The following is a 20586-nucleotide window of genomic DNA, read 5'->3' as shown; positions in this document are numbered from 1 at the left end:
AGGGTCCTGAAAATAAAAATACGGGGCTGCGTGTTCGATGGCGCTGATTTTCCAATGATTGCCGGCAAAGCAGAACTTGCATTTCGTAATGGTCACTATTACTCCTAGCAATAGTTGCAAGCCGAGAAAGATTGATGAGGCCTATCCATGAGAACGTTTGATCTGATTCGCGACGCGGTATTGCCCGACTTCCGTGAGCGGGTGGCTGACTACTTGATCCAGTACGAAAGCGTGCTGTTGAGCGACACAGAACCCGACCCGGAGCTCAAGCGGGCCACGGCCAATCAACTGCGCGGTTATCTGCGCGGATTGAATACCACTCGGGTATTGGGCATGGCGGATTGGGAGGAGCTGGATCGGCGGGTGGTGGACACGTGGCTTCAGTGACAGGCCGGACTTGCGGGATGTGTTCGATTCATGGTGACGAGGGCGATTGCTCCCGCTGGGCTGGACTGCGATCTATTGCCGGCTGCGGCCCGACACTGGCTTGCGCCCTGTCCACCAGCCGTTGCACCCAGGCGGCGTCCTGGTCATTGACCACGCCATAGCGGTTCGGCGGTAAAAATTCCCAGTGATGGGCGGCCTCCTCCAGACGCTTGAGTTCATCGGCAGACATCCAGTACGGCGTATCCACCAATGGCATCGGCGCACCGTCGAAACGCCGGCCCAACTGCAGGTTCGTGCCGGGGGCGAAAGCAATCGCCAGTTGCTGCTGGGGTTGCAGCAGCTTGTCCGGTGCAGGCATTTGCCCTACCCGTGCGTAGCTGAAGTTGCCCGGATATTGCTCCTTGAGCACCAGCCAATGCCCCGCTGCGGTCCGGGCCAGAACCCATTGCGACACACCGCTGTCTTGCACGCATTTCAGCTTGCCATCGGTCCATTGCATGAGGGTGTTGCAGTCCGGATCATAGTCGTTGGACCACAGGCTGATGCCGCGGATGAGGGTGTGGTATTCGAGCTCGACCAGCCCTTGATCGGGCATCGATTGCCAATATCGCTTGGTCGGGTCGCGCTTATCGCGCAAGTAGTTATGCAGGACCCAGGCAGCCATGAACAGCAAGGTGACGAGCACAAGCCAGCCAAGGGAATCCCCCACGATCCGGTCAAGGTCGACGCCTGGAGCGGATAACCCCTGATAGACCAACAGCCCCAGCAAAAACGCGATGCCCGGCAACACCGGGCCCAGGCACAACGGCGGCACCAGCACCATGACCCAGCTGAAGCGATGCATGGTCGCACGCTCACGCGCCCAGGCCAGCTCCTGAGCAAGCATCGGCGCCCGCTCCCGAGGGCCGATGTCAGGATCGGGTGTCTGGAAACGCATGTACAGGGTGTAGGTGTCATCGCTCATGGATCGGATCTTGTCCTTGAAGTCATCGTGTTCACACATTCATGCCCATCGCCCAAACTCGCTTCACCCGCCCCCCTTGCTCAAGCCAGGCTAGACAGTGGTCCTGTTCGAGCATCCGGATCACGAACGACGTTTCTTGAAGATATCCACGCCCGGGAACAACCCGGCGGAACGGATCGATGTTTAGACCAGTAGTCGCTCGATCCACTGCTGTGGCGTCATCTTCGTCACCATGATCGACACAATGACAAACATCCCCAAAAAGCCCAGAACCCCCATCCAGAACCACTTCTGATACACGGTTGAGTATCGATCATCGAGCGTGCGCCCATCCCCCAGCGCGCTCGACGCCATCACGTATAACCGCTTCTGGAACACCAGCACAGGCAGCCACAACGCCCCCACGCACAGGAAAATGATCAACGACGTCATGATCCATTCCGTAGTCAGGGGAAGTCCGGCCAGTCTCGTTAGCAGGTAACCCGTCACTATCTGAATGAAACCCGCCGGCGTGGTAATCCAGGTATCGAACCGGACAACCGTCCTGGCCACATGGGCAATGACCTGCGGATTGGCGGTGCGGCTGGCGGCGATCAGGTAGAGGTAGGATCCCATGCCGAAGCCGAACAGGAAAATGGCAGCGATCACATGGATGTATTTCAAGCACAGATAGAGCATGGTCAACCCTGCCCGTCAGAGAAATGCACAGACAGGCTGAGGTTTTGCGGATCGTTGATGGCGGCCATGTATTCGTCGACGGTGATTTCACCCACACAGGCCCGAGCTCCGGGTTCGGGCAGATACCCTTGGGCGATTTTCGCCGCCAAGGCAACGGCTGCACAGCTGGGAATTTCCGGCCCTTTGTCGTTCATGGCGGTGAGCTGCACGTTCAACGACAGCGGCCCGCCGTCGGCACCGATGCCATGGACATCGATGTACATTGCGCTTTTGCCATCGCCAAGTCGTTCGAACCAGAGCCCACACCGATGAAGCCTGGCCGCCCAAGGGAGATGGTCGCGCACCAGCCCCATCCTCATTGCCTGGGCCAGCAGGTAGTTGGCAATGCCGCCGAGCTTCAGGCCTGCGCCGGCCTTGAAGCTCAGGTTCCGGGCACCATAGCGGCTGGCGAAGATATCCATGTCCGGCACGTCGACATTGGCCAGTACCCGGGTGCCCATGTAGCGCATTCTGCGAAGCGTCAGGTCCTGCCATCCCAGAACCTCATGCACCCGGCCATTCCTGAGTTGCTTGATCGGCTTGCCCGCATAGGCGAGAACGCCTTCGACGGTGGACAAGCCCGGCATTTTGGCCGAAGAAGAAATACCATGCTCGATCGTGTCGATGCGTTTAAAACGATGCCGCTGCTGATCGATGAGGGCGGCCGAGAGCGTTGGCACTGAGCTGCAACCACTGAGGATCGCCACGCCTGCCTGTTTTGCCCGGGTGTTGAGTGCGCGAATGCCGGTGACGAAGGCTCTGCTGTCCGACAGGTCGCAGTAATTCACGCCGGCGTCGATGCAGCTCTCGGCGACGGCATAGGATTGCCCTTGAAAGGGGCCGCCGGTATGAATGACCCATTGGATGTTCATCAAGCCAAGGACAGATTTGAAGCCTGGGCCCATGGCGTCGCCGCACCAGCTTTCACATGCCGTGCCCGATCGGGCGTTCAACTCATCGACTTTGCGCTGCAGTTTTTGGGCGTCGCGCCCCGAAATCACCAACTGTACGCCTGGCATCACCACCAGGTGCCTGGAAACGATACTGCCGAAATTTCCATACCCACCGACCACCATGACCCTGAGCGTCATTCCATCCGTCCCTAAATATTCGATGAAGCCCGCAACCTTGCCACAAGGACGAGGCGGTGGTGTAGCCCTTGTGGCAGGTCATTGAGTTCCCACACTTGCCCCCTGCTGATACTCCCGGGGCGTGCAGCCGAATTCGCGGCGAAACACCGTGTGCAGGTATTGCGCCGATTTGAAGCCGCAATTCTGGGCGATGTCGGCAATCGGTGCGTCGGTGTTTTCCAGCCCGTTGGCGGCGGCGGTCAGTTTGAAGCGCAGGATTTCATCGTGGACGCTGCAGCCCCGCTCCTTGCGAAAATGCGCTTCCAGCGATGAGCGCGATATCCCTACATAAGCCGCCACCTGGGCCGTCTTGATGCCCTGGCAGGCGTATTGGCGGATGAAGAGCAGTGCCTGCATGACATAAGGGTTGCCCAACGGTTGATGCAGGCTCGACACCTGCACATTGATCGCATCCGGTGGGATCAGAATCTGTGTGCCCGTGGACGGCATGCCGTGCAGCATTTGGTGGAGCAGGCGTGCGGCGGTCCGCCCCATGGTCTCGGTGCCCTGGATCACCGAGCTCAACGGCACCCGCGTCAGGCTGCGGGTCAGCGGGTCGTTGTCGATGCCGATCAACGCCACTTGCTCAGGCACCGCGATCCCGGCGGTCAGGCAGGCTTGCAGCAGTTGCCGGGCGCGGGCGTCGCTGACGGCGATGATGCCGATGGGCTTGGGCAGGCTTTGCAGCCAGGCGATCTGCTGTTCGACGGCGCTGTCCCAGAGCGGTGCGCTGGTGCCCATGCCGCGATAGACCTCGGCCTGCAGGCCGTCGCGCTGCACCAGCCGGCGAAAGGCTTTCTCCCGTTCCTGGGCCCAGCGATTGGCTTGTGCTTCAGGCAGGCTGAAACAGGCGAAGCGGGTCAGCCCGGCCTCGATCAGGTGCTCGTAGGCCAACCTCATCAACGCGTCATTGTCGGTGGCGACATAGGGGATGCCCTTCGGGTAGGCGCGTTCATCCTGATAGGAACCGCCCACCGCCACCACCGGCAGCTTGATCCCGGCCAGCGCCTCGCCGATCAGCGGGTCGTCGAAGTCGGCAATGATCCCGTCGCCCTGCCAGCGCTCGATGCCTTTCAAGCGGCAGAGAAAATCCTCCTCGAGAAACAAGTCCCAGGACGCACGCGTGCTGCTCAAGTAGTTGCCGATACCGCTGATGATGCCGCGGTCGTAGATCTTGCTGCCGTTGAACAACAGCGCGATGCGGTGAACGGGCGGGACGGTTTTCATTGGTTTAACCCTGTGCCGGTGGACACAGACTAGGCGCCCGGCCGACGAATCTCAATACTCAAAATCGAACTGCCCGTTGGTGATTTTCATAATCAGCAGCCACGGGGCCGGCGTTAGTATCGAGACACCGCCAAGAATAAAAAGGAAACCCGCACATGCCGTACTTCCCCAGTGTCGACAAGATTCGCTACGAGGGCCCCGCCAGCGATTCGCCGCTTGCCTTCCGTCACTACGACGCCAACAGACTGGTGCTCGGCAAACCCATGCGCGAACACCTGCGCATGGCGGTCTGCTATTGGCATACCTTCGTCTGGCCGGGGTCGGATGTATTCGGTGCCGGCACGTTCAAGCGCCCGTGGCAGCACGCCGGGGATCCGATGGAAGTGGCCATCGGCAAGGCCGAAGCGGCCTTCGAGTTCTTTTCCAAGCTGGGCATCGACTACTACTGCTTCCACGACACCGATGTCGCCCCGGAGGGTAGCTCGCTCAAGGAGTACCGCAACCACTTCGCCCAGATGATCGACCACCTGGAACGCCATCAGGAGCAGACCGGGATCAAGCTGCTGTGGGGCACCGCCAACTGCTTCAGCAACCCGCGCTTTGCCGCAGGCGCCGCCAGCAACCCCGATCCCGAAGTGTTCGCCTGCGCAGCCGCCCAGGTGTTCAGCGCCATGAACGCCACCCAACGCCTCAAAGGCTCCAACTACGTATTGTGGGGCGGTCGCGAAGGCTACGAAACCCTGCTCAATACCGATTTGAAACACGAGCGTGAGCAACTGGGCCGGTTCATGCGCATGGTGGTCGAGCACAAGCACAAGATCGGCTTCAAAGGCGACCTGCTGATCGAACCCAAGCCCCAGGAGCCGACCAAGCACCAGTACGATTACGACAGCGCCACGGTGTTCGGCTTCCTGCAGCAGTTCGGCCTGGAAAACGAGATCAAGGTCAATATCGAAGCCAACCACGCCACCCTCGCCGGGCACAGCTTCCACCACGAGATCGCCACAGCCGTCTCCCTGGGGATCTTCGGCAGCATCGACGCCAACCGCGGCGACCCGCAAAACGGCTGGGACACCGACCAGTTCCCCAACAGCGTCGAGGAAATGACCCTGGCCACCTACGAAATCCTCAAGGCTGGCGGGTTCGGCAATGGTGGGTTCAACTTCGACTCCAAGGTCCGGCGCCAGAGCGTGGACGATATCGACCTGTTCCACGGCCATGTCGCCGCCATGGACGTCCTCGCCCTCGCCCTGGAGCGCGCGGCAGCCATGGTACAGAACGATCAGTTGCAACAATTCAAGGACCAGCGCTACGCAGGCTGGCACAAACCGTTTGGCAAGGCAGTGCTGGCCGGCGACTTCAGCCTTGAATCGTTGGCCGAGCACGCCTTTACCAACGAGCTGAATCCCCAGGCTGTCAGCGGTCGCCAGGAAATGCTCGAGAACGTGGTCAATCGGTTTATCTACCCCTGACAACGGCGCCGTTCGGGGCACGGGGGTTGTTACATTCTCGCGACAAATCTGTGCCCACGGCGTCCTGCAACGCTCTACAGTTCTACCCGGTATCACGCTCATCGTCAGGCAGTGTCTTTCAAACAACAATAAAAGGACGCACTACATGAAAACATTCAAACGTACCCTGCTCGCCGGCGCCCTCGCCCTGCTCTCGCTTCCGGTCATGGCCGATGCGGCCCATCCGAAAATCGGTTTCTCCATCGATGACCTGCGCCTGGAACGCTGGTCGCGGGACCGTGACTACTTCGTCGCGGCGGCGGAAAAACTCGACGCCAAGGTCTTCGTCCAGTCTGCCGATGCCAACGAGCAGAAGCAGATCTCGCAGATCGAAAACCTGATCTCCCGTGGCGTCGATGTGATCGTCATCGTGCCGTTCAACGCCACCGTGCTGACCAATGCCGTCGCCGAAGCCAAGAAGGCCGGGATCAAGGTCGTGTCCTACGATCGACTGATCCTCAATGCCGATATCGATGCCTACATTTCATTCGATAACGAAAAGGTCGGCGAGATGCAGGCCAGTGGCGTGCTGAAAGCCGCGCCCAAGGGCAATTACTTCCTGCTCGGTGGCGCGCCCACGGACAATAACGCCAAGGTCCTGCGCGAAGGCCAGATGAAAGTGCTGCAACCGGCCATCGACAAGGGTGACATCAAGATTGTCGGCCAGCAGTGGGTGAAGGAATGGAACCCCACCGAAGCCTTGAGCATCGTGGAAAACGCCCTGACCCGGAACAACAACAAGATCGATGGCATCGTCGCCTCCAACGACGCCACCGCCGGCGGCGCCATCCAGGCCCTGGCCGCACAGAAAATGGCCGGCAAGGTGCCGATCTCGGGCCAGGACGCCGACCTCGCGGCAGTCAAGCGCGTGATCGATGGCACCCAGACCATGACCGTCTACAAGCCACTGAAACTGATTGCCTCCGAAGCCGCCAAGCTCTCGGTGCAACTGGCGCGTAACGAGAAACCGACCTTCAGCTCGCAGTACGACAATGGCAGCAAGAAAGTCGACACCATCCTGCTCACCCCCACGCCGTTGACCAAGGACAACATCGACCTGCTGGAAAAGGACGGGTTCTATACCAAGGCGCAGATCGCCGGGCAGTGACCTGGGTGCACATCCTGGGTTAAGCAAAGTCCCTGTGGGAGCGAGCTTGCTCGCGATGGCGGCAGCCCATCCAATATGGGGGCAAGCTGAAACACCGCTATCGCGAGCAAGCTCGCTCCCACAGGGGGCTGATTGACTTCAGGGTTCCTGCGTATGTGTGAGCCCATTCTCATGAGTCCTGCCATGTCCGACTACCTGCTGCAAATGAACGGCATCGTCAAAACCTTTGGTGGTGTCAAAGCCCTGAACGGCATCGATATCAAGGTCAGGCCCGGGGAATGCGTCGGCCTGTGCGGTGAGAACGGCGCGGGCAAATCCACGCTGATGAAAGTGTTGTCGGCGGTCTATCCCTACGGCACCTGGGAAGGCGAGATCATTTGGGACGGCCAGCCGCTCAAGGCGCAGTCCATCAGCGAAACCGAAGCCGCCGGGATCGTCATCATTCACCAGGAACTGACCCTCGTCCCTGACCTGTCGGTGGCGGAAAACATCTTCATGGGTCACGAGCTGACGCTGCCCGGCGGACGCATGAACTACCCGGCGATGATCCACCGTGCCGAGACCCTGATGCGTGATCTCAAGGTTCCGGACATGAACGTGTCGCTGCCGGTTTCCCAGTACGGCGGTGGCTACCAGCAATTGGTGGAGATCGCCAAGGCACTGAACAAGCAGGCACGGCTGCTGATTCTCGACGAGCCTTCCTCGGCCCTGACCCGCTCGGAAATCGAGGTGCTGCTGGACATCATCCGCGACCTCAAGGCCAAGGGCGTTGCCTGCGTGTACATCTCCCACAAGCTCGATGAAGTGGCCGCCGTATGCGACACCATTTCGGTGATCCGCGACGGCAAACACATCGCCACCACCGCCATGACCGACATGGACATTCCGAAGATCATCACCCAGATGGTCGGACGGGAAATGAGCAACCTCTACCCCACCGAACCCCATGACATCGGCGAGGTGATTTTCGAGGCGCGCCACGTCACCTGCTACGACGTCGACAACCCCAAGCGCAAACGGGTCGACGACATTTCCTTCGTCCTCAAGCGCGGGGAAATCCTTGGCATCGCCGGCCTGGTCGGCGCCGGGCGTACGGAACTGGTCTCGGCGCTGTTCGGCGCCTACCCCGGCCGCTACGAAGGCGAAGTCTGGCTCAACGGCCAGCAAATCGACACGCGCACGCCGCTCAAGTCGATCCGCGCCGGCCTGTGCATGGTCCCCGAAGACCGCAAGCGCCAAGGCATCATTCCAGACCTCGGAGTGGGCCAGAACATCACCCTGGCGGTGCTGGACAACTACTCGAAACTGACCCGCATCGACGCCGAAGCCGAACTGGGCAGCATCGACAAGGAAATCGCGCGCATGCACCTCAAGACCGCGAGCCCGTTCCTGCCGATCACCAGCCTCTCCGGCGGCAACCAGCAAAAAGCCGTGTTGGCGAAAATGCTCCTGACCAAGCCCCGCGTGTTGATCCTCGACGAACCGACCCGCGGTGTGGACGTCGGCGCCAAGTATGAGATCTACAAGTTGATGGGCGCCCTGGCGGCCGAAGGCGTGTCGATCATCATGGTGTCCTCGGAGCTGGCCGAGGTGCTGGGGGTCTCCGACCGCGTCCTGGTGATCGGCGACGGCCAGTTGCGCGGCGACTTCATCAACCACGAACTCACCCAGGAACAGGTGCTCGCCGCCGCGCTCAGCCACCCCGATGGCCATAACAATAATGATCGGAAGTCCGCGTAGATGAATCAGGTCAAACAGCTGTTTTCCCGCTACAAAATGCTCGCGCTGGTGATCGCCGTGGCGCTGATCTGGCTGTTCTTCAGTTGGCAGACCGAGGGTGGGTTCGTGACCCCGCGCAACCTCTCCAACCTGCTCCGGCAGATGTCCATCACCGGGATTCTCGCCTGTGGCATGGTGCTGGTGATCATCAGCGGCGAGATCGACCTGTCGGTGGGCTCGCTGCTTGGGCTGCTGGGGGGCCTGGCGGCGATCCTCGATGTGGTTTATCACATCCCGCTGCTGGCGAACTTGAGCCTGGTGGCCTTGTGCGGTTTGGTGATCGGCTTGGGCAACGGCTACATGACCGCCTACCTGCGTATTCCATCGTTCATTGTCGGGCTGGGGGGCATGCTCGCGTTTCGCGGCGTCCTGCTGGGGGTGACCGGCGGCACCACCATTGCCCCTGTGTCACCGGAACTGGTCTACATCGGCCAAGGTTATTTGCCGCACACGGTCGGGACCGGGCTAGGCATCCTGCTGTTCGCCCTGACCTTGTTCCTGACCTGGAAACAGCGGCGCAACCGCGCCCTCCATGGCCTGGCGGCTCACTCCCTGGTGCGTGACGTGTTGCGCGTGGTGGTGATCGGCGCGGTGCTGGCCGGGTTCGTCTATACCCTCAACAGCTACGACGGCATCCCGGTACCGGTACTGCTCCTGCTGATCCTGCTGGGGGTATTCAGCTACGTCACCAGCCAGACCGTGTTCGGCCGACGGGTCTACTCGGTGGGCAGCAACATGGAAGCCACGCGCCTGTCCGGCATCAACGTGCAAGCGGTAAAGCTGTGGATCTTCGGCATCATGGGCGTGATGTGCGCCCTCGCCGGCGTGGTCAACACCGCACGCCTGGCCGCCGGCTCACCCTCGGCCGGCAACATGGGCGAACTCGACGCCATCGCCGCCTGCTTCATCGGCGGCACCTCCATGCGCGGCGGTTCCGGCACGGTCTACGGCGCCCTCCTCGGCGCGCTGGTGATTACTAGCCTGGACAACGGCATGTCGATGCTCGATGTTGACAGTTATTGGCAGATGATCGTCAAAGGCAGCATCCTGGTGCTGGCGGTGTGGGTGGATGTGAGTACGCGGACGGGGCGGCGTTGATCTGAACACGCAACTGTAATTGAGACACTTTGCTGTTGGGCAGTCTAGTTGTCCAACGCAATCCAAAGCATAGGAAACCAATCTACCTATCTTTCCGCTGAGCAAACAGGAACTCGTACCCCACGCCCGAGAATAATGGCACTATGCCTTTCCCTGTGTATTCATGGAGTGACTTTGATGCATCCATGTACCGCGCCGGCAGTGACTCAACACTCCTATTTACGAAAAGGAATTTCAATGAGACGTGGAAAGCCTATCGGCAACAGGGCTGTAATATTCTGGATGCTCGCGACGTTTGCTGTGGCAGGTGATGCCCAAGCCGGCATCTTCAAGTGGATCAAGAACGAGGCGGTCCCCACTATTCAAGGAAAGCGCCCCATCGTTTTGAAGGAATACATCAAAATTTCCTCCGGGGCAGACCAAATCAAACTCGGTGACGACAGCTTGATGATTAAGATGGGAGGTATTACGGTCAAAACTGGACAGCTACGTCTACGCCTGGCTCAAGGTGCTTGTGTCTGGGCTACCGGGGACGTCGTTACATGTGCTCCAGACTTTATCGAGAGACAAATCAAAGTCCTGGCTGACGCTGCTTATGCGGGGACGAAGCCGCCTGCTGTAGAAGCCAACTCAGGGAAACCGAAGCAAAACGCCAACGCCGTGACTCCGTCAGGTTCTGGGCTGAGCTTTTCAGATTTGGATGGCAGGACCGTTCAATGGGAGCCACAGGACAATTCGGTAGGCTTCGACTTTAGTAATCCAGGTACCGCCTCATCTAATCCACCAAAGCCATCCTTGTTTTTCCATGATCTGTATACGCGCCGGGCGAAGGACGCTTCTGGCAAGCCCGAACTCCAGATATTGGGTCGCGCCGATTTGGCCTTCATGGAGGGCAGAGTGGGAGGTATCGCGTGTTATTTCGCTACGGATAAGAGCACCTATATCCTCGATAGCCAAAACAAATACAACGACCCGAATGGCTATGTGACCATCGGCAGCAAAACGGTTCCTACCAAGCAAATAGAGAACGTACAAATTCAATTGGTAATCCCTTGGGCTGATTTGGAAATCCCAAATACGGTTGCCCCCAATGCAACGATGTTTACCCAATGCTTCCTGACCCTGGACGGTGAGCAGATGCTCCAGACCGATTGGATTCCGTTCTAAAAGCATTCTGTCTCTGCCTACGTTGCTCAAGGCCGAGCAAACTGACCGATGCAACCCGGCCCCAGCCCCATAGAATGTCGTGAACCCGGCAGTTTGAGACGTAGTCATGCACATCAAACCCTTCTCCATCGACATCCCCGAACACGCCCTTGAAGACCTGCGGTACCGCCTGAAGCACACCCGGTTACCGGAACATCTGGCCGGGCAAGGTTGGCGCGAAGGCATGGACATGGAGGTGCTTCGGGAGCTGCTCGCCTATTGGTCGGACACGTTCGATTGGCGCGCCCAGGAAACGGCGCTCAATCGCTTGCCGCAATTTGTCGCCGACATTGACGGGCAAAGGGTGCACTTCATTCATCAACGGGGAGTCGGACCAAGTCCGAGACCGTTGATCCTTACCCATGGCTGGCCTGGCTCGTTCATCGAGATGCAACGTATCATCCCGCTGCTGACGGACCCGGCCCGCCATGGGGGTGATCCTGCGGACGCTTTCGATGTGGTGGTGCCGTCGCTGCCCGGCTACACCTTTTCCGCACCGTTCCAGCAATCCGGCATGGGCCCCTATGAAGTGGCGGGCTTGTGGAGTGAGTTGATGAGCGGGCTGGGTTATGAACGGTTCGACGCCCAGGGCGGGGACATTGGCGCGGGCGTTTCGATGTGGTTGGGCGTGCGTTATCCCGAGCGGGTGACAGGCATTCACCTCAACTATATTCCGGGTTCCTATCGCCCTCCCCTGGGCGAAAACGAGCCAGCGCTGACCGAGGCAGAAACGGCCTTCCTGAAACGCGCGGCGGCATTTGCCGATACCGAAGGCGCCTATGGGCACATTCAGCGAACCAAGCCGCAGAGCCTGGCGGTGGGCCTGAATGACTCACCTGCAGGGCTATTGGCGTGGATGGGGGAAAAGATCCTGTCCTGGTGTGATGACAGCCCCGCTATTGACCGAGAATGGTTGCTGACCAACGTGACGCTGTACTGGCTGACGTACTGTATCGGCTCGTCGTTTCGCCAATACGTGGAGGGCAGCAAGCGGCCGTTGCAGTTCAACAGCGGCGAACGCTTGAAGCCGCCGGTTGGGGTGGCGCTGTTTCCTAGGGAACTGCCCATGCCACCAAGGAGCTGGGTGGAGCGTTGCTGCGAGGTGAAGCGCTGGACCGAGATGCCTCGGGGTGGTCATTTTGCCGCGTTGGAACAGCCGGAGTTGTTGGCGGAGGATATCAGGGCGTTTTTCCGGGATTACCGCTGAATCTCGCCATAGAGATCAGGTGCAGGACGTGTCTAGCATGATCTGGTGCTGAGCCATTGTGGGAGCGAGCTTACTCGCGATGGCGGCGGCACAGTCAAAATCTTTGTAGGCTGAAATACCGCTTCGCGAGCAAGCTCGCTCCCACAGGGGACTTGAGTTAGCAGGGAAGCGGGTTATAGGGGCGTTTTGTAGCGTGGCCAATAGCGATCCGAAAATCTCGTAGAAATTTACACCCTGTGGCGAGGGAGCTTGCTCCCGCTGGGGCGCGAAGCGGCCCCAAAACAGGCGCCTCTTTTCTCCAGGTACTGCGCAGGCGCCGGTTTTGCGACTGCTGCGCAGCCGAGCGGGAGCAAGCTCCCTCGCCACGGGGGGCGGGGCGTCCTACAGGCCGGTTGTGGGTGCTGGAGTCAGCGAACTCCATGCCTGTGCCAGCGAACGCCTGCACGCCACGCTCGACTACCTCACCTTGGTGGCCTGCGGCAGCCTGCGTGACTCGGCAGCGAGCGACATCAACACCCTCACCAATGTCGCCCGGATCCTGATGCAGGATGTGGCGGATGTGTTCGGCGTGATCGAGCGGCGCGGGCTCGAAGGCTGAGCCATTGTGGGAGCGAGCTTGCTCGCGATGGCGGTGGCACAGTCAATATCTTTGCAGGCTGACATACCGCTTCGCGAGCAAGCTCGCTCCCACAGGGGAATGGCGTTAGCCCGAGAGTTTCTCAGGCGTTTACCTCCCGTGGCGAGGGAGCTTGCTCCCGCTGGGTTGCGTAGCGACCCCAAGCTGATTGAATGGGATCGATCTGATGCACCGAGGTGCCGGGTTTTGGGGCTGCTGCGCAGCCCAGCGGGAGCAAGCTCCCTCGCCACAGGTGTTAACCGCCCCCACCCAAACAGGGCTTATCTAGCCCAGTTGTCGGCGCACGGCCAGTTCCACGCCGCGGATTTCCGCCAGGCCCTTGAGGCGGCCGATCAGTGAATAGCCGGGATTGCTCTTGCGGTGCTGATCGTCAAGCAGTTGATGCCCATGGTCTGGACGCAGCGGCAAGCGCGGGCCGCCTTCGCGTTCACGTCGGCGTTCTTCAGCCACCAAGGCGCCGATGACTCCGACCATGTCGACGTCGCCGTCCAGGTGATGGGCTTCATGGAAGCTGCGTGGGTCGGTTTCCCGGCGGGTTGAACGTAGGTGAGTGAAGTAGATGAACGGCGCAAAGTGCTTGGCCATCGCCACCAAATCGTTGTCTTCGCGCACACCATAGGAACCGGTGCAGAACGTCAGGCCATTGGCCGGGCTTGGCGCGGCATCCAGCAGCCATTGGGCATCTTCGGCGGTGGACAGGATGCGTGGCAAGCCGAGCAGTGCCCGGGGCGGGTCGTCCGGGTGGATTGCCATGCGCACCCCCACCGCCTCGGCAACCGGGATCACCGCACGCAGAAAATACCCCAGGTGTTCGCGCAACTTGGCCTCGTCGATGTCGGCGTAGGTGCGCAGCAAGTCACGGAAGTTGTCCAGGCTGTAGTGTTCCTCGGCGCCGGGCAAGCCGGCAATCAGGGTATTGACCAGGGTTTCGCGCCGGGCCGGCGTCAGTTGTTCGAAGTAGGCCTTGGCCTGCTGGATGTCCTCGGCGCTGTATTCGGCCTGCGCTCCCGGGCGCTGGAGGATGAACAGGTCGAAGGCGGCGAACGCGGTTTGATCGAAACGCAAGGCCCAGCCGCCATCCGCCAGCTCGAAAGACAAATCGGTTCGGGTCCAGTCCAGCACCGGCATGAAGTTGTAGCAGACGATATCGATGCCGCAGCTCGCCAGGTTGCGCACGCTTTGCTGGTAGTTGGCGATGTACTCGTCGCGCCTCCCGCAGCCGCGCTTGATGTCTTCGTGCACCGGAATGCTTTCCACCACCGACCAGCTCAGGCCGGCCGCTTCGATCATCTGCTTGCGCGCCGCGATGGCGTCTACCGGCCATACTTCGCCATTGGGAATCTCGTGCAGCGCGGTGACGATGCCGGTCGCACCGGTCTGGCGGATGTCCGTCAGGGAAATCGGGTCTTTGGGGCCAAACCAACGCCATGTCTGTTCCATGTTCTTCTCCTTTTTATCGTTTGGATGCGGCAAGGGTGTGCAACAGGCTATCCACGCCATCGCGCGTCAGGGCGCTGTAGGCGCGGTGCACGGCGTCGCGAAATACTGCGCGAGCCGAGAGCTGCGGCGGGAAGACTTCGTGCAGGTCGAGAACGGCGTCCACCCGCGATGCGCCCTCGAATCGTCCGGCAAGATCGGCAAAGGTTGCGCTCAGTGGGTCGTCGACCACGTGCGCCGGACGACCGGGCAACGGCTGCGTGCAGTAGTGGATCCATGCCGCGATGCCCAGCGCCGTACAATCAATGCCGCGCCCCTGGTCGAGCAATTGCTGCGCGCCGAGCAACCAGCGTTGCGGCAGTTTCTGCGAACCGTCCATGGCGATCTGGCGCAGCCGATGTTGCAGGCTGTCATTGGCAAACCGTGCCTTTAGATCGTGGGCATAGACCGAAAGATCGATACCCGCAGGCATGTCCAGTGTGGGCGCCGCCTCGTCGGCCATGTAGCGTCCGATCAGGTGCAGCAGGTTCGCGTCACTGACGGCCTCGAACACCGTGTCGTGACCGACCAGCAGCCCCACATAGGCCAGCAACGAATGGCTGCCATTGAGCATGCGCAGTTTCATCGTTTCAAACGGGCCCACGTCGTCCACCATCTGCACCCCCTCCACTTCCCAGTCCGGGCGGCCAAGGGGGAAGTGATCTTCGATCACCCACTGGCTGAAACTTTCACAGACCACTGCCGCCGGGTCGTGACAGCCCAGTTGCTCCAACCGGCGGAAGGACTCGCCGTCCATCGCAGGCACAATGCGGTCGACCATGCAGCTGGGAAACGCCACCTGTTGCTCGACCCACTGCGCCAGCGCCTCATCCTGCAACGCCGCCAGCGCGCTGACTGCCTGGCGAGTGCGTTGGCCGTTGTCGGGCATGTTGTCACAGCACAACACAGTGAAGGCCGGGACACCCGCGGCGCGGCGCCGGCGCAGGGCTTCAAGGATGATCCCGGGGGCCGAGCGCGGCGCTTGCGGATGAGCGAGGTCATGGGCAATCGCCGGGTCTTCGCTGCGCAGCTGCCCCGAGGACGGGCTCAGGCAATAACCCTTTTCAGTGACCGTGAGCGTGACGATCCGCGTCTGCGGCGCCGCCATGCGTTGCAGCAACTGCTCCAGGTCGAAACCGCCCTCGCCCACATACAAGGCCTGGCGCAGCACCCCGATCTCGCGCAGCGTCACTTGCTCACGGTCGCGGTATTCGGCCACATGGTAGCGACCGTCCTGCTCGCGCAATTGCTCGACCAAGGTGCGATTGGAACGCAGGTTGGCGCTGCACACGCCCCAGTCGCTTTCACCGTGGCGATTGAGATGGCGTTGCAGGTAGACCGCCTGGTGCGCGCGATGGAACGCGCCCAGGCCCAGGTGCACGATACCGATCTGCGCTGCAGTGCCGGTGCAAGGTACACGTTTCACAACAGGCATCGACTCACTCCTTCTGTTCAGGAACGGCCCAGGGCCGAAACGGGCTGCGGGCTTTGTGCCGCCGCGTTGCCGGTATCCGCCACCGACAGCGGTTTAACGTAGCGCGCCACACACACGGCACCGATCACAGTCAACAGCCCCGCTAGCAGGAAAGCACTGGTGAACGAACCGGTGAACTGCACCAAAAAGCCCGTCAGGGTCGGGCCGACAATGCCCGAGGTGTTCGCCAGAAAGTGCATGAAACCACTGACGCCGCCCACCCGCGCCGCCGGAACGGTGTCCTGGATGATCGCCCAATAGATGGCACCGGTGAGGTAAAGGAAGAACACCGCCAAGGCGACGAGAATCACCGCTGGATACAAGGTAGTCACCATCCCGGCACAGGCGATGCAGGCAGCGCAGGCCAGCAGGCACGTCACCAGCACCACTTTACGGGAGAACATCATCCGCCCGGTTTTCTTGAACACGAAGTCGGAGATGAAGCCGCCAAGGGCCAGGCCGAGGAAACCCAAGACCCAGGGAATGACCGTGGCGATGCTCATGTCCTTGACGTTCAAACCGTGGGCCATGGTCAGGTAGCTGGGGAACCAGGTCAGGAAGAAGAACAAGGTGTAGTTATAGGAAAAGAACGCCAGGGAGGTGAACAGCACCGTCGGCTGCTTGAGGTAGAACCGCAAAGGGAACACCGGCTGTGCCGCCAGCTCGCTCTGCCCCTCGGCTCGGAGAATATCCTCGGCGCCCTCGCCTTCGGGCCGCTCCTTGACGAACTTGAACCACACCGCCGCCCAGACCAGGCCGATCAGCATGATGATAATGAACGAGATCTTCCAGCCGTAGGTAACGGCGATAAAGCCCACCACCGGACCGGAAATCGCCCCACCCAGCGGCGTGCCGGACATTGATGCGCCAAGCGCCCGCGCCCTGCGCTTGGGGGTGTACCAGTTGTTCACCATCTTGCTGGTGGTGACGCTCAGCGGTCCTTCGCCCATGCCGAACAGGATCCGGATGAGCACCAGCGAAGCGAAGCCCACTGTCAGCACCGTGAGGCCGCTGAACAATGACCACAAGACCATGGCCAGCAGCAAGGTGGTCTTGGCGCCGTAACGGTCGGCGGCCCAGCCACCGATGAAGTTGAAGGCCGCATAGCCGACGAAAAAACTGCTGAAGATCATGCCCATCTCACCCGTACTCAGACCGTAGTCCTTCTGGATGAAAGGTGCCGCAACAGACAATGCCGACCGGTCGAGGTAATTGATGACCCCAGCCAGGAACAGCATGATGATGATTAAGCTACGTCCTTGACCAAACATGGTGGAACCTCCCGCTTGTTGTGTTTATTCGGTGAGGGTGCCCATGACAGGCACGGTGAAACCGGTGGTACCGACGGCTCAGTGATGGGCGTTCGTCAGCTCCACCAGCACTTTTCGGGTTTGCTCGGGGTGCTTTTCGATCAGGTCGATGGCGCCGGGCATTTCGTCGAAGGTGACGCGATGACTGATCAGGTCCTGGACTTGCAACTTGCCGCTGGCGATCAATTCGATCACCTGGGGGAACTTGCGGTTGTTGAGCCGCGATCCCACCAGGGTCAGTTCCTTCTTGATCATTTCCAGCTGCACCAGATCACTGGGCGTGGCATTGAAGCCCAGCAACCCGATACGCCCGGCCGGCGAGGCCAGGCGCACCATCTGCGGCATCAGTGCCGGAATGCAGGCGGCATCGACAATCAACGGCACGCCCTCGCCTTGAGTCAGCTCACGCATGACGGCTTCGACATCGACTTGCTGGCCGTTGAGGGTCCGGCTGGCGCCCAGCGCCCGGGCCGTCTCCAGGCGGCTGTCGATGACATCGGTGACGGTAATGTCGGTCAATCCCAACGCCCGGGCCATTTGCACCAGGGTCAGGCCGATTACCCCGGCGCCGTAGATCAACACGCTGTCGCCAGGGTGAGGCTGCATGCGATCGAGCACGTTCAGGGCAATGGAATAAGGCTCGACCAGGGCACCGTGGCTGAGGGACATCGCATCGGGCAGGCGGTGGGCGTTTTCGGCCGGTACGCAGACCTGCTCGCTGAAGCCACCGTCGCGGTGCACGCCGATCACTTGCAGCCGCGTGCAGACATTGGGCCGGCCAATGCGGCAGGGATAGCAGGTGCCGCAACTGATCACCGGATCGATGCACACCCGGTCGCCCACCTGCAGGTGCTCGACGCCTTCACCGACTTGCCGGATCACCCCGGAAAACTCATGGCCGGTGACACGGGGGAACCGCACGAATGCGTTCTGCCCATGAATGATGTGCATGTCCGAGCCACAGATGCCGGCATACGCCACATCGACCTGGACCTCGCCGTGGGCGACCTGGGGTTGGTCGACCTGGGCCAGCCCGAACTCGAAGGGTGCTCTTACCTGGAACGCTTTCATCAGTCACTCCTGACGGGGCACTCGCCCCGTTTCCTCAAAGGGTTGAAACCGCTTCACCAATGCCAGAGCGTGCCGTCTTCAAGACGGTTGACCGGCAGGCTGGCGCGCTTGTAGGGGTATTGGCGGGCAAGGTCTTCATCGATGTCGACGCCATGCCCCGGGGTTTCGCCCGGCGTGAAGTGGCCGTCCTCGAAGCGATAGGCATGGGGGAAGACTTCATCGATGCGGTCTTCGTGAGGCATGTGTTCCTGGATGCCGAAGTTGGGCACCCACGTATCGAAATGCAGGGCCGCGCCCATGCACACCGGCGACAGGTCGGTGGCGCCGTGAAAGCCCGTGCGCACCTGGAACAGCGCGGCGAAATCGGCAATGCGCCGCACATGGGTAATGCCGCCGGCATGCACCAGCGTCGTGCGGATGTAGTCGATCAACTGTTCCTGGATCAACTCGCGGCAGTCATGGATGGAGTTGAACACCTCGCCCACGGCCAACGGCGTGGTGGTGTGCTGGCGAATCAGGCGGAAGCTCTGCTGGTTTTCCACCGGTGTGCAGTCTTCCAGCCAGAACAGGTTGTACGGTTCCACGGCCTTGCCCAGGCGCCCGGCTTCGATGGGCGTCAGGCGGTGGTGCACGTCGTGGAGGATATGCAGGTCATCACCAAAGCGTTCGCGCACGGCGGCGAACAGCTTGGGGACGTAGTTGAGGTATTTGGCGGTGTCCCAGACGTGTTCGGCGGGCAGGTCGCTGTCGGCCGGTTCATAACGCTCGCCGCTGCGCTTGGCGACACCGTAGGTGGTGGCAATGCCGGGCACGCCGCATTGCACACGCACGGCTTTATAGCCCAGCTCGACGTGACGGGCGACTTCGTCCAGGCACCCTTCGATGTCCTTGCCGGTGGCATGCCCATAGACCATCACCCGCTCGCGGCTCTTGCCGCCGAGCAATTGGTACAAGGGCATGTTCGCGGCCTTGGCCTTGATGTCCCAGAGCGCCACGTCGACGGCGGCGATGGCCGTCATGGTCACCGGGCCCCGGCGCCAGTACGCGCCGCGATACAGGTACTGCCAGATGTCCTCGATGCGGTGGGCATCGCGGCCGATCAGCGCGGGCAGGACGTGTTCCTCCAGGTAGGCGACGACCGCCAGTTCGCGGCCATTCAAGGTTGCATCGCCAATGCCGTAGAGGCCTTCATCGGTGACGATTTTCAACGTGACCAGGTTGCGACCCGGGCAGGTGACGATGACGCGCGCTTCAACGATTTTCATAAAATCAGACCTGTGCAACAGAAGGAAGTGAGGACGTGCCCATGTTCGGCATGGCCGCCTGGGGAATCAGCGCGCCCCGGTATTGGACGACCTGGGCCGCCAGGCGATGACCCCAGCGGGCGGCCTGTTGGGGATCGCCGCCGCGCAGGCGACAGGCCAGGTAGGCGGCGCTGAACGAATCACCGGCAGCGGTGGTGTCGACGACATGGGAAACGGTTTGCGCGGGCACCTCGAAACGCCCTGTCGGGCACTGGATCAGGCAGCTGGCGGCGCCACGCTTGAGGGCGACTTCGCGTACGCCCGCCTGGGCGTAGGCACTGAGCAAAGCATCCGGGTCGCGATAGCCGAACAGGGTCACGTCATCTTCCCAGGTGACCAAGGCCAGGTCGGTCAGCTGCAACAGGTCGCGGTAGACCTGCCGGGCCGATTCAGGATCGGGCCAGAGGTGGGGACGGTAGTTGTTGTCGAAGACGATGCGCGTGCCCGCTCGGCGAGCCCTGGGCAAGGCCTGGATCAAGCGTTGGCGCCCTTCCGGTGTGAGGATCGCCAGGCTGATGCCGCTCAGGTAGACGTAGTCGTAATCGGCCAGAGCATCGAGCATGGCGTCGGCTTCGGGGCCCTCGAACATGCGCCGCGCCGCCGCTTCCCCGCGCCAGTAGAGGAAACGCCGCTCGCCGTGTGGATCGGTCTGGATGAAATACAGCCCCGGCAGCGCGTCTTCGATCACGCGGACATGAGCATCACCGATCCCCTCGTCCAGCCAGGACCGGCGCATGGCGACGCTGAACGCATCGCTACCCACGGCCGTCATGTAGTCCACGGCCACTGCGCCATGGGGATTCAATCGGGCCAGGTAGACCGCGGTGTTGAGCGTATCGCCACCGAAGGTCTGCGTGATCGCGGTACCCGGCTCACCGCGCATCTCGATCATGCACTCCCCCACCAGCGCCACTTTCAGCGGGCGGGGGAAGCGGGTCTGCGGGCCATGGTTGAGCGTTAAATCCATAATCAACGCGCCT

At 61.1% G+C, this 20586-nt stretch carries 18 protein-coding genes; 8 read left to right on the top strand and 10 right to left on the bottom strand.

The genetic code is table 11. From position 1 onward, the window contains the following. Window positions 1-147: 147 nt before the first annotated feature. Window positions 148-387, top strand: a complete 240-nt coding sequence (locus J4E63_RS11570; protein WP_092204572.1) for a hypothetical protein — start codon at window positions 148-150, stop codon at window positions 385-387. A gap of 28 nt (window positions 388-415) precedes the next feature. Here the strand turns inward: J4E63_RS11570 and J4E63_RS11565 are convergent, their stop codons facing one another. From J4E63_RS11565 to J4E63_RS11550, 4 genes are all read right to left on the bottom strand, one after another. Then, window positions 416-1351, bottom strand: coding sequence for a hypothetical protein (locus tag J4E63_RS11565; protein ID WP_259333717.1), 936 nt, complete (start codon window positions 1349-1351; stop codon window positions 416-418). 183 nt (window positions 1352-1534) lie between these two features. Then, a complete protein-coding gene (locus J4E63_RS11560; RefSeq protein ID WP_060742682.1) occupies window positions 1535-2029 on the bottom strand; it encodes a DUF2269 domain-containing protein in 495 nt (164 codons plus the stop codon). Window positions 2030-2031: 2 nt separating this feature from the next. Next, window positions 2032-3159: a saccharopine dehydrogenase NADP-binding domain-containing protein gene (locus J4E63_RS11555; protein WP_207282035.1), complete on the bottom strand. Its 1128-nt coding sequence runs from the start codon at window positions 3157-3159 to the stop codon at window positions 2032-2034. Window positions 3160-3237: 78 nt separating this feature from the next. Next, window positions 3238-4425, bottom strand: coding sequence for a XylR family transcriptional regulator (locus J4E63_RS11550; RefSeq protein WP_192260774.1), 1188 nt, complete (start codon window positions 4423-4425; stop codon window positions 3238-3240). A 155-nt stretch (window positions 4426-4580) separates the two neighbouring features. Here J4E63_RS11550 and xylA point away from each other — a divergent pair, with 155 nt between their 5' ends. From xylA to J4E63_RS11515, 7 genes are all read left to right on the top strand, one after another. Continuing rightward, window positions 4581-5897, top strand: a complete 1317-nt coding sequence (xylA, locus tag J4E63_RS11545) for a xylose isomerase (protein ID WP_207282034.1) — start codon at window positions 4581-4583, stop codon at window positions 5895-5897. 145 nt (window positions 5898-6042) lie between these two features. Beyond that, window positions 6043-7044 (top strand): D-xylose ABC transporter substrate-binding protein, encoded by a 1002-nt coding sequence (gene xylF / locus J4E63_RS11540; protein ID WP_025213958.1) that lies wholly within the window; start codon window positions 6043-6045, stop codon window positions 7042-7044. Window positions 7045-7227: 183 nt separating this feature from the next. Then, window positions 7228-8784, top strand: a complete 1557-nt coding sequence (gene xylG / locus J4E63_RS11535; RefSeq protein WP_207282033.1) for a D-xylose ABC transporter ATP-binding protein — start codon at window positions 7228-7230, stop codon at window positions 8782-8784. After that, window positions 8785-9921 carry a sugar ABC transporter permease gene (locus tag J4E63_RS11530; protein ID WP_192260771.1) on the top strand — a complete coding sequence of 379 codons (1137 nt, stop codon included), beginning with the start codon at window positions 8785-8787 and terminating at the stop codon, window positions 9919-9921. A gap of 237 nt (window positions 9922-10158) precedes the next feature. After that, on the top strand, window positions 10159-11088 hold the full coding sequence (locus J4E63_RS11525; RefSeq protein WP_207282032.1) for a hypothetical protein: 930 nt from the start codon (window positions 10159-10161) through the stop codon (window positions 11086-11088). A 106-nt stretch (window positions 11089-11194) separates the two neighbouring features. Next, the gene (locus J4E63_RS11520; RefSeq protein WP_207282031.1) at window positions 11195-12334 is read left to right on the top strand and encodes an epoxide hydrolase family protein; all 1140 of its coding nucleotides are present in this window, start codon (window positions 11195-11197) and stop codon (window positions 12332-12334) included. 394 nt (window positions 12335-12728) lie between these two features. Then, window positions 12729-12932 (top strand): fructose-bisphosphate aldolase, encoded by a 204-nt coding sequence (locus tag J4E63_RS11515; RefSeq protein WP_310650703.1) that lies wholly within the window; start codon window positions 12729-12731, stop codon window positions 12930-12932. Window positions 12933-13235: 303 nt separating this feature from the next. Here the strand turns inward: J4E63_RS11515 and uxuA are convergent, their stop codons facing one another. The 6 genes from uxuA to J4E63_RS11485 form a co-directional block, all read right to left on the bottom strand. Continuing rightward, window positions 13236-14411, bottom strand: a complete 1176-nt coding sequence (uxuA, locus tag J4E63_RS11510) for a mannonate dehydratase (protein WP_207282030.1) — start codon at window positions 14409-14411, stop codon at window positions 13236-13238. 13 nt (window positions 14412-14424) lie between these two features. After that, complete coding sequence (locus J4E63_RS11505; RefSeq protein WP_207282029.1) at window positions 14425-15882, bottom strand: mannitol dehydrogenase family protein; 1458 nt, start codon at window positions 15880-15882, stop codon at window positions 14425-14427. Window positions 15883-15899: 17 nt separating this feature from the next. Continuing rightward, on the bottom strand, window positions 15900-17192 hold the full coding sequence (locus J4E63_RS11500; RefSeq protein ID WP_207282028.1) for an MFS transporter: 1293 nt from the start codon (window positions 17190-17192) through the stop codon (window positions 15900-15902). A gap of 78 nt (window positions 17193-17270) precedes the next feature. Further along, window positions 17271-18302, bottom strand: coding sequence for a Zn-dependent oxidoreductase (locus J4E63_RS11495; protein WP_192260767.1), 1032 nt, complete (start codon window positions 18300-18302; stop codon window positions 17271-17273). A 53-nt stretch (window positions 18303-18355) separates the two neighbouring features. Beyond that, window positions 18356-19567, bottom strand: a complete 1212-nt coding sequence (gene manD, locus J4E63_RS11490; protein WP_207282027.1) for a D-mannonate dehydratase ManD — start codon at window positions 19565-19567, stop codon at window positions 18356-18358. A gap of 4 nt (window positions 19568-19571) precedes the next feature. Next, window positions 19572-20573 carry a sugar kinase gene (locus J4E63_RS11485; protein ID WP_207282026.1) on the bottom strand — a complete coding sequence of 334 codons (1002 nt, stop codon included), beginning with the start codon at window positions 20571-20573 and terminating at the stop codon, window positions 19572-19574. Window positions 20574-20586 lie beyond the last annotated feature (13 nt).

It is taken from the genome of Pseudomonas sp. FW300-N2F2 (genome assembly GCF_017351655.1).
GTDB lineage: Bacteria > Pseudomonadota > Gammaproteobacteria > Pseudomonadales > Pseudomonadaceae > Aquipseudomonas > Aquipseudomonas fluorescens_AA.
Note: the sequence above shows the minus strand (reverse complement) of the source record. Positions and strands in the feature narration are given on the sequence as shown.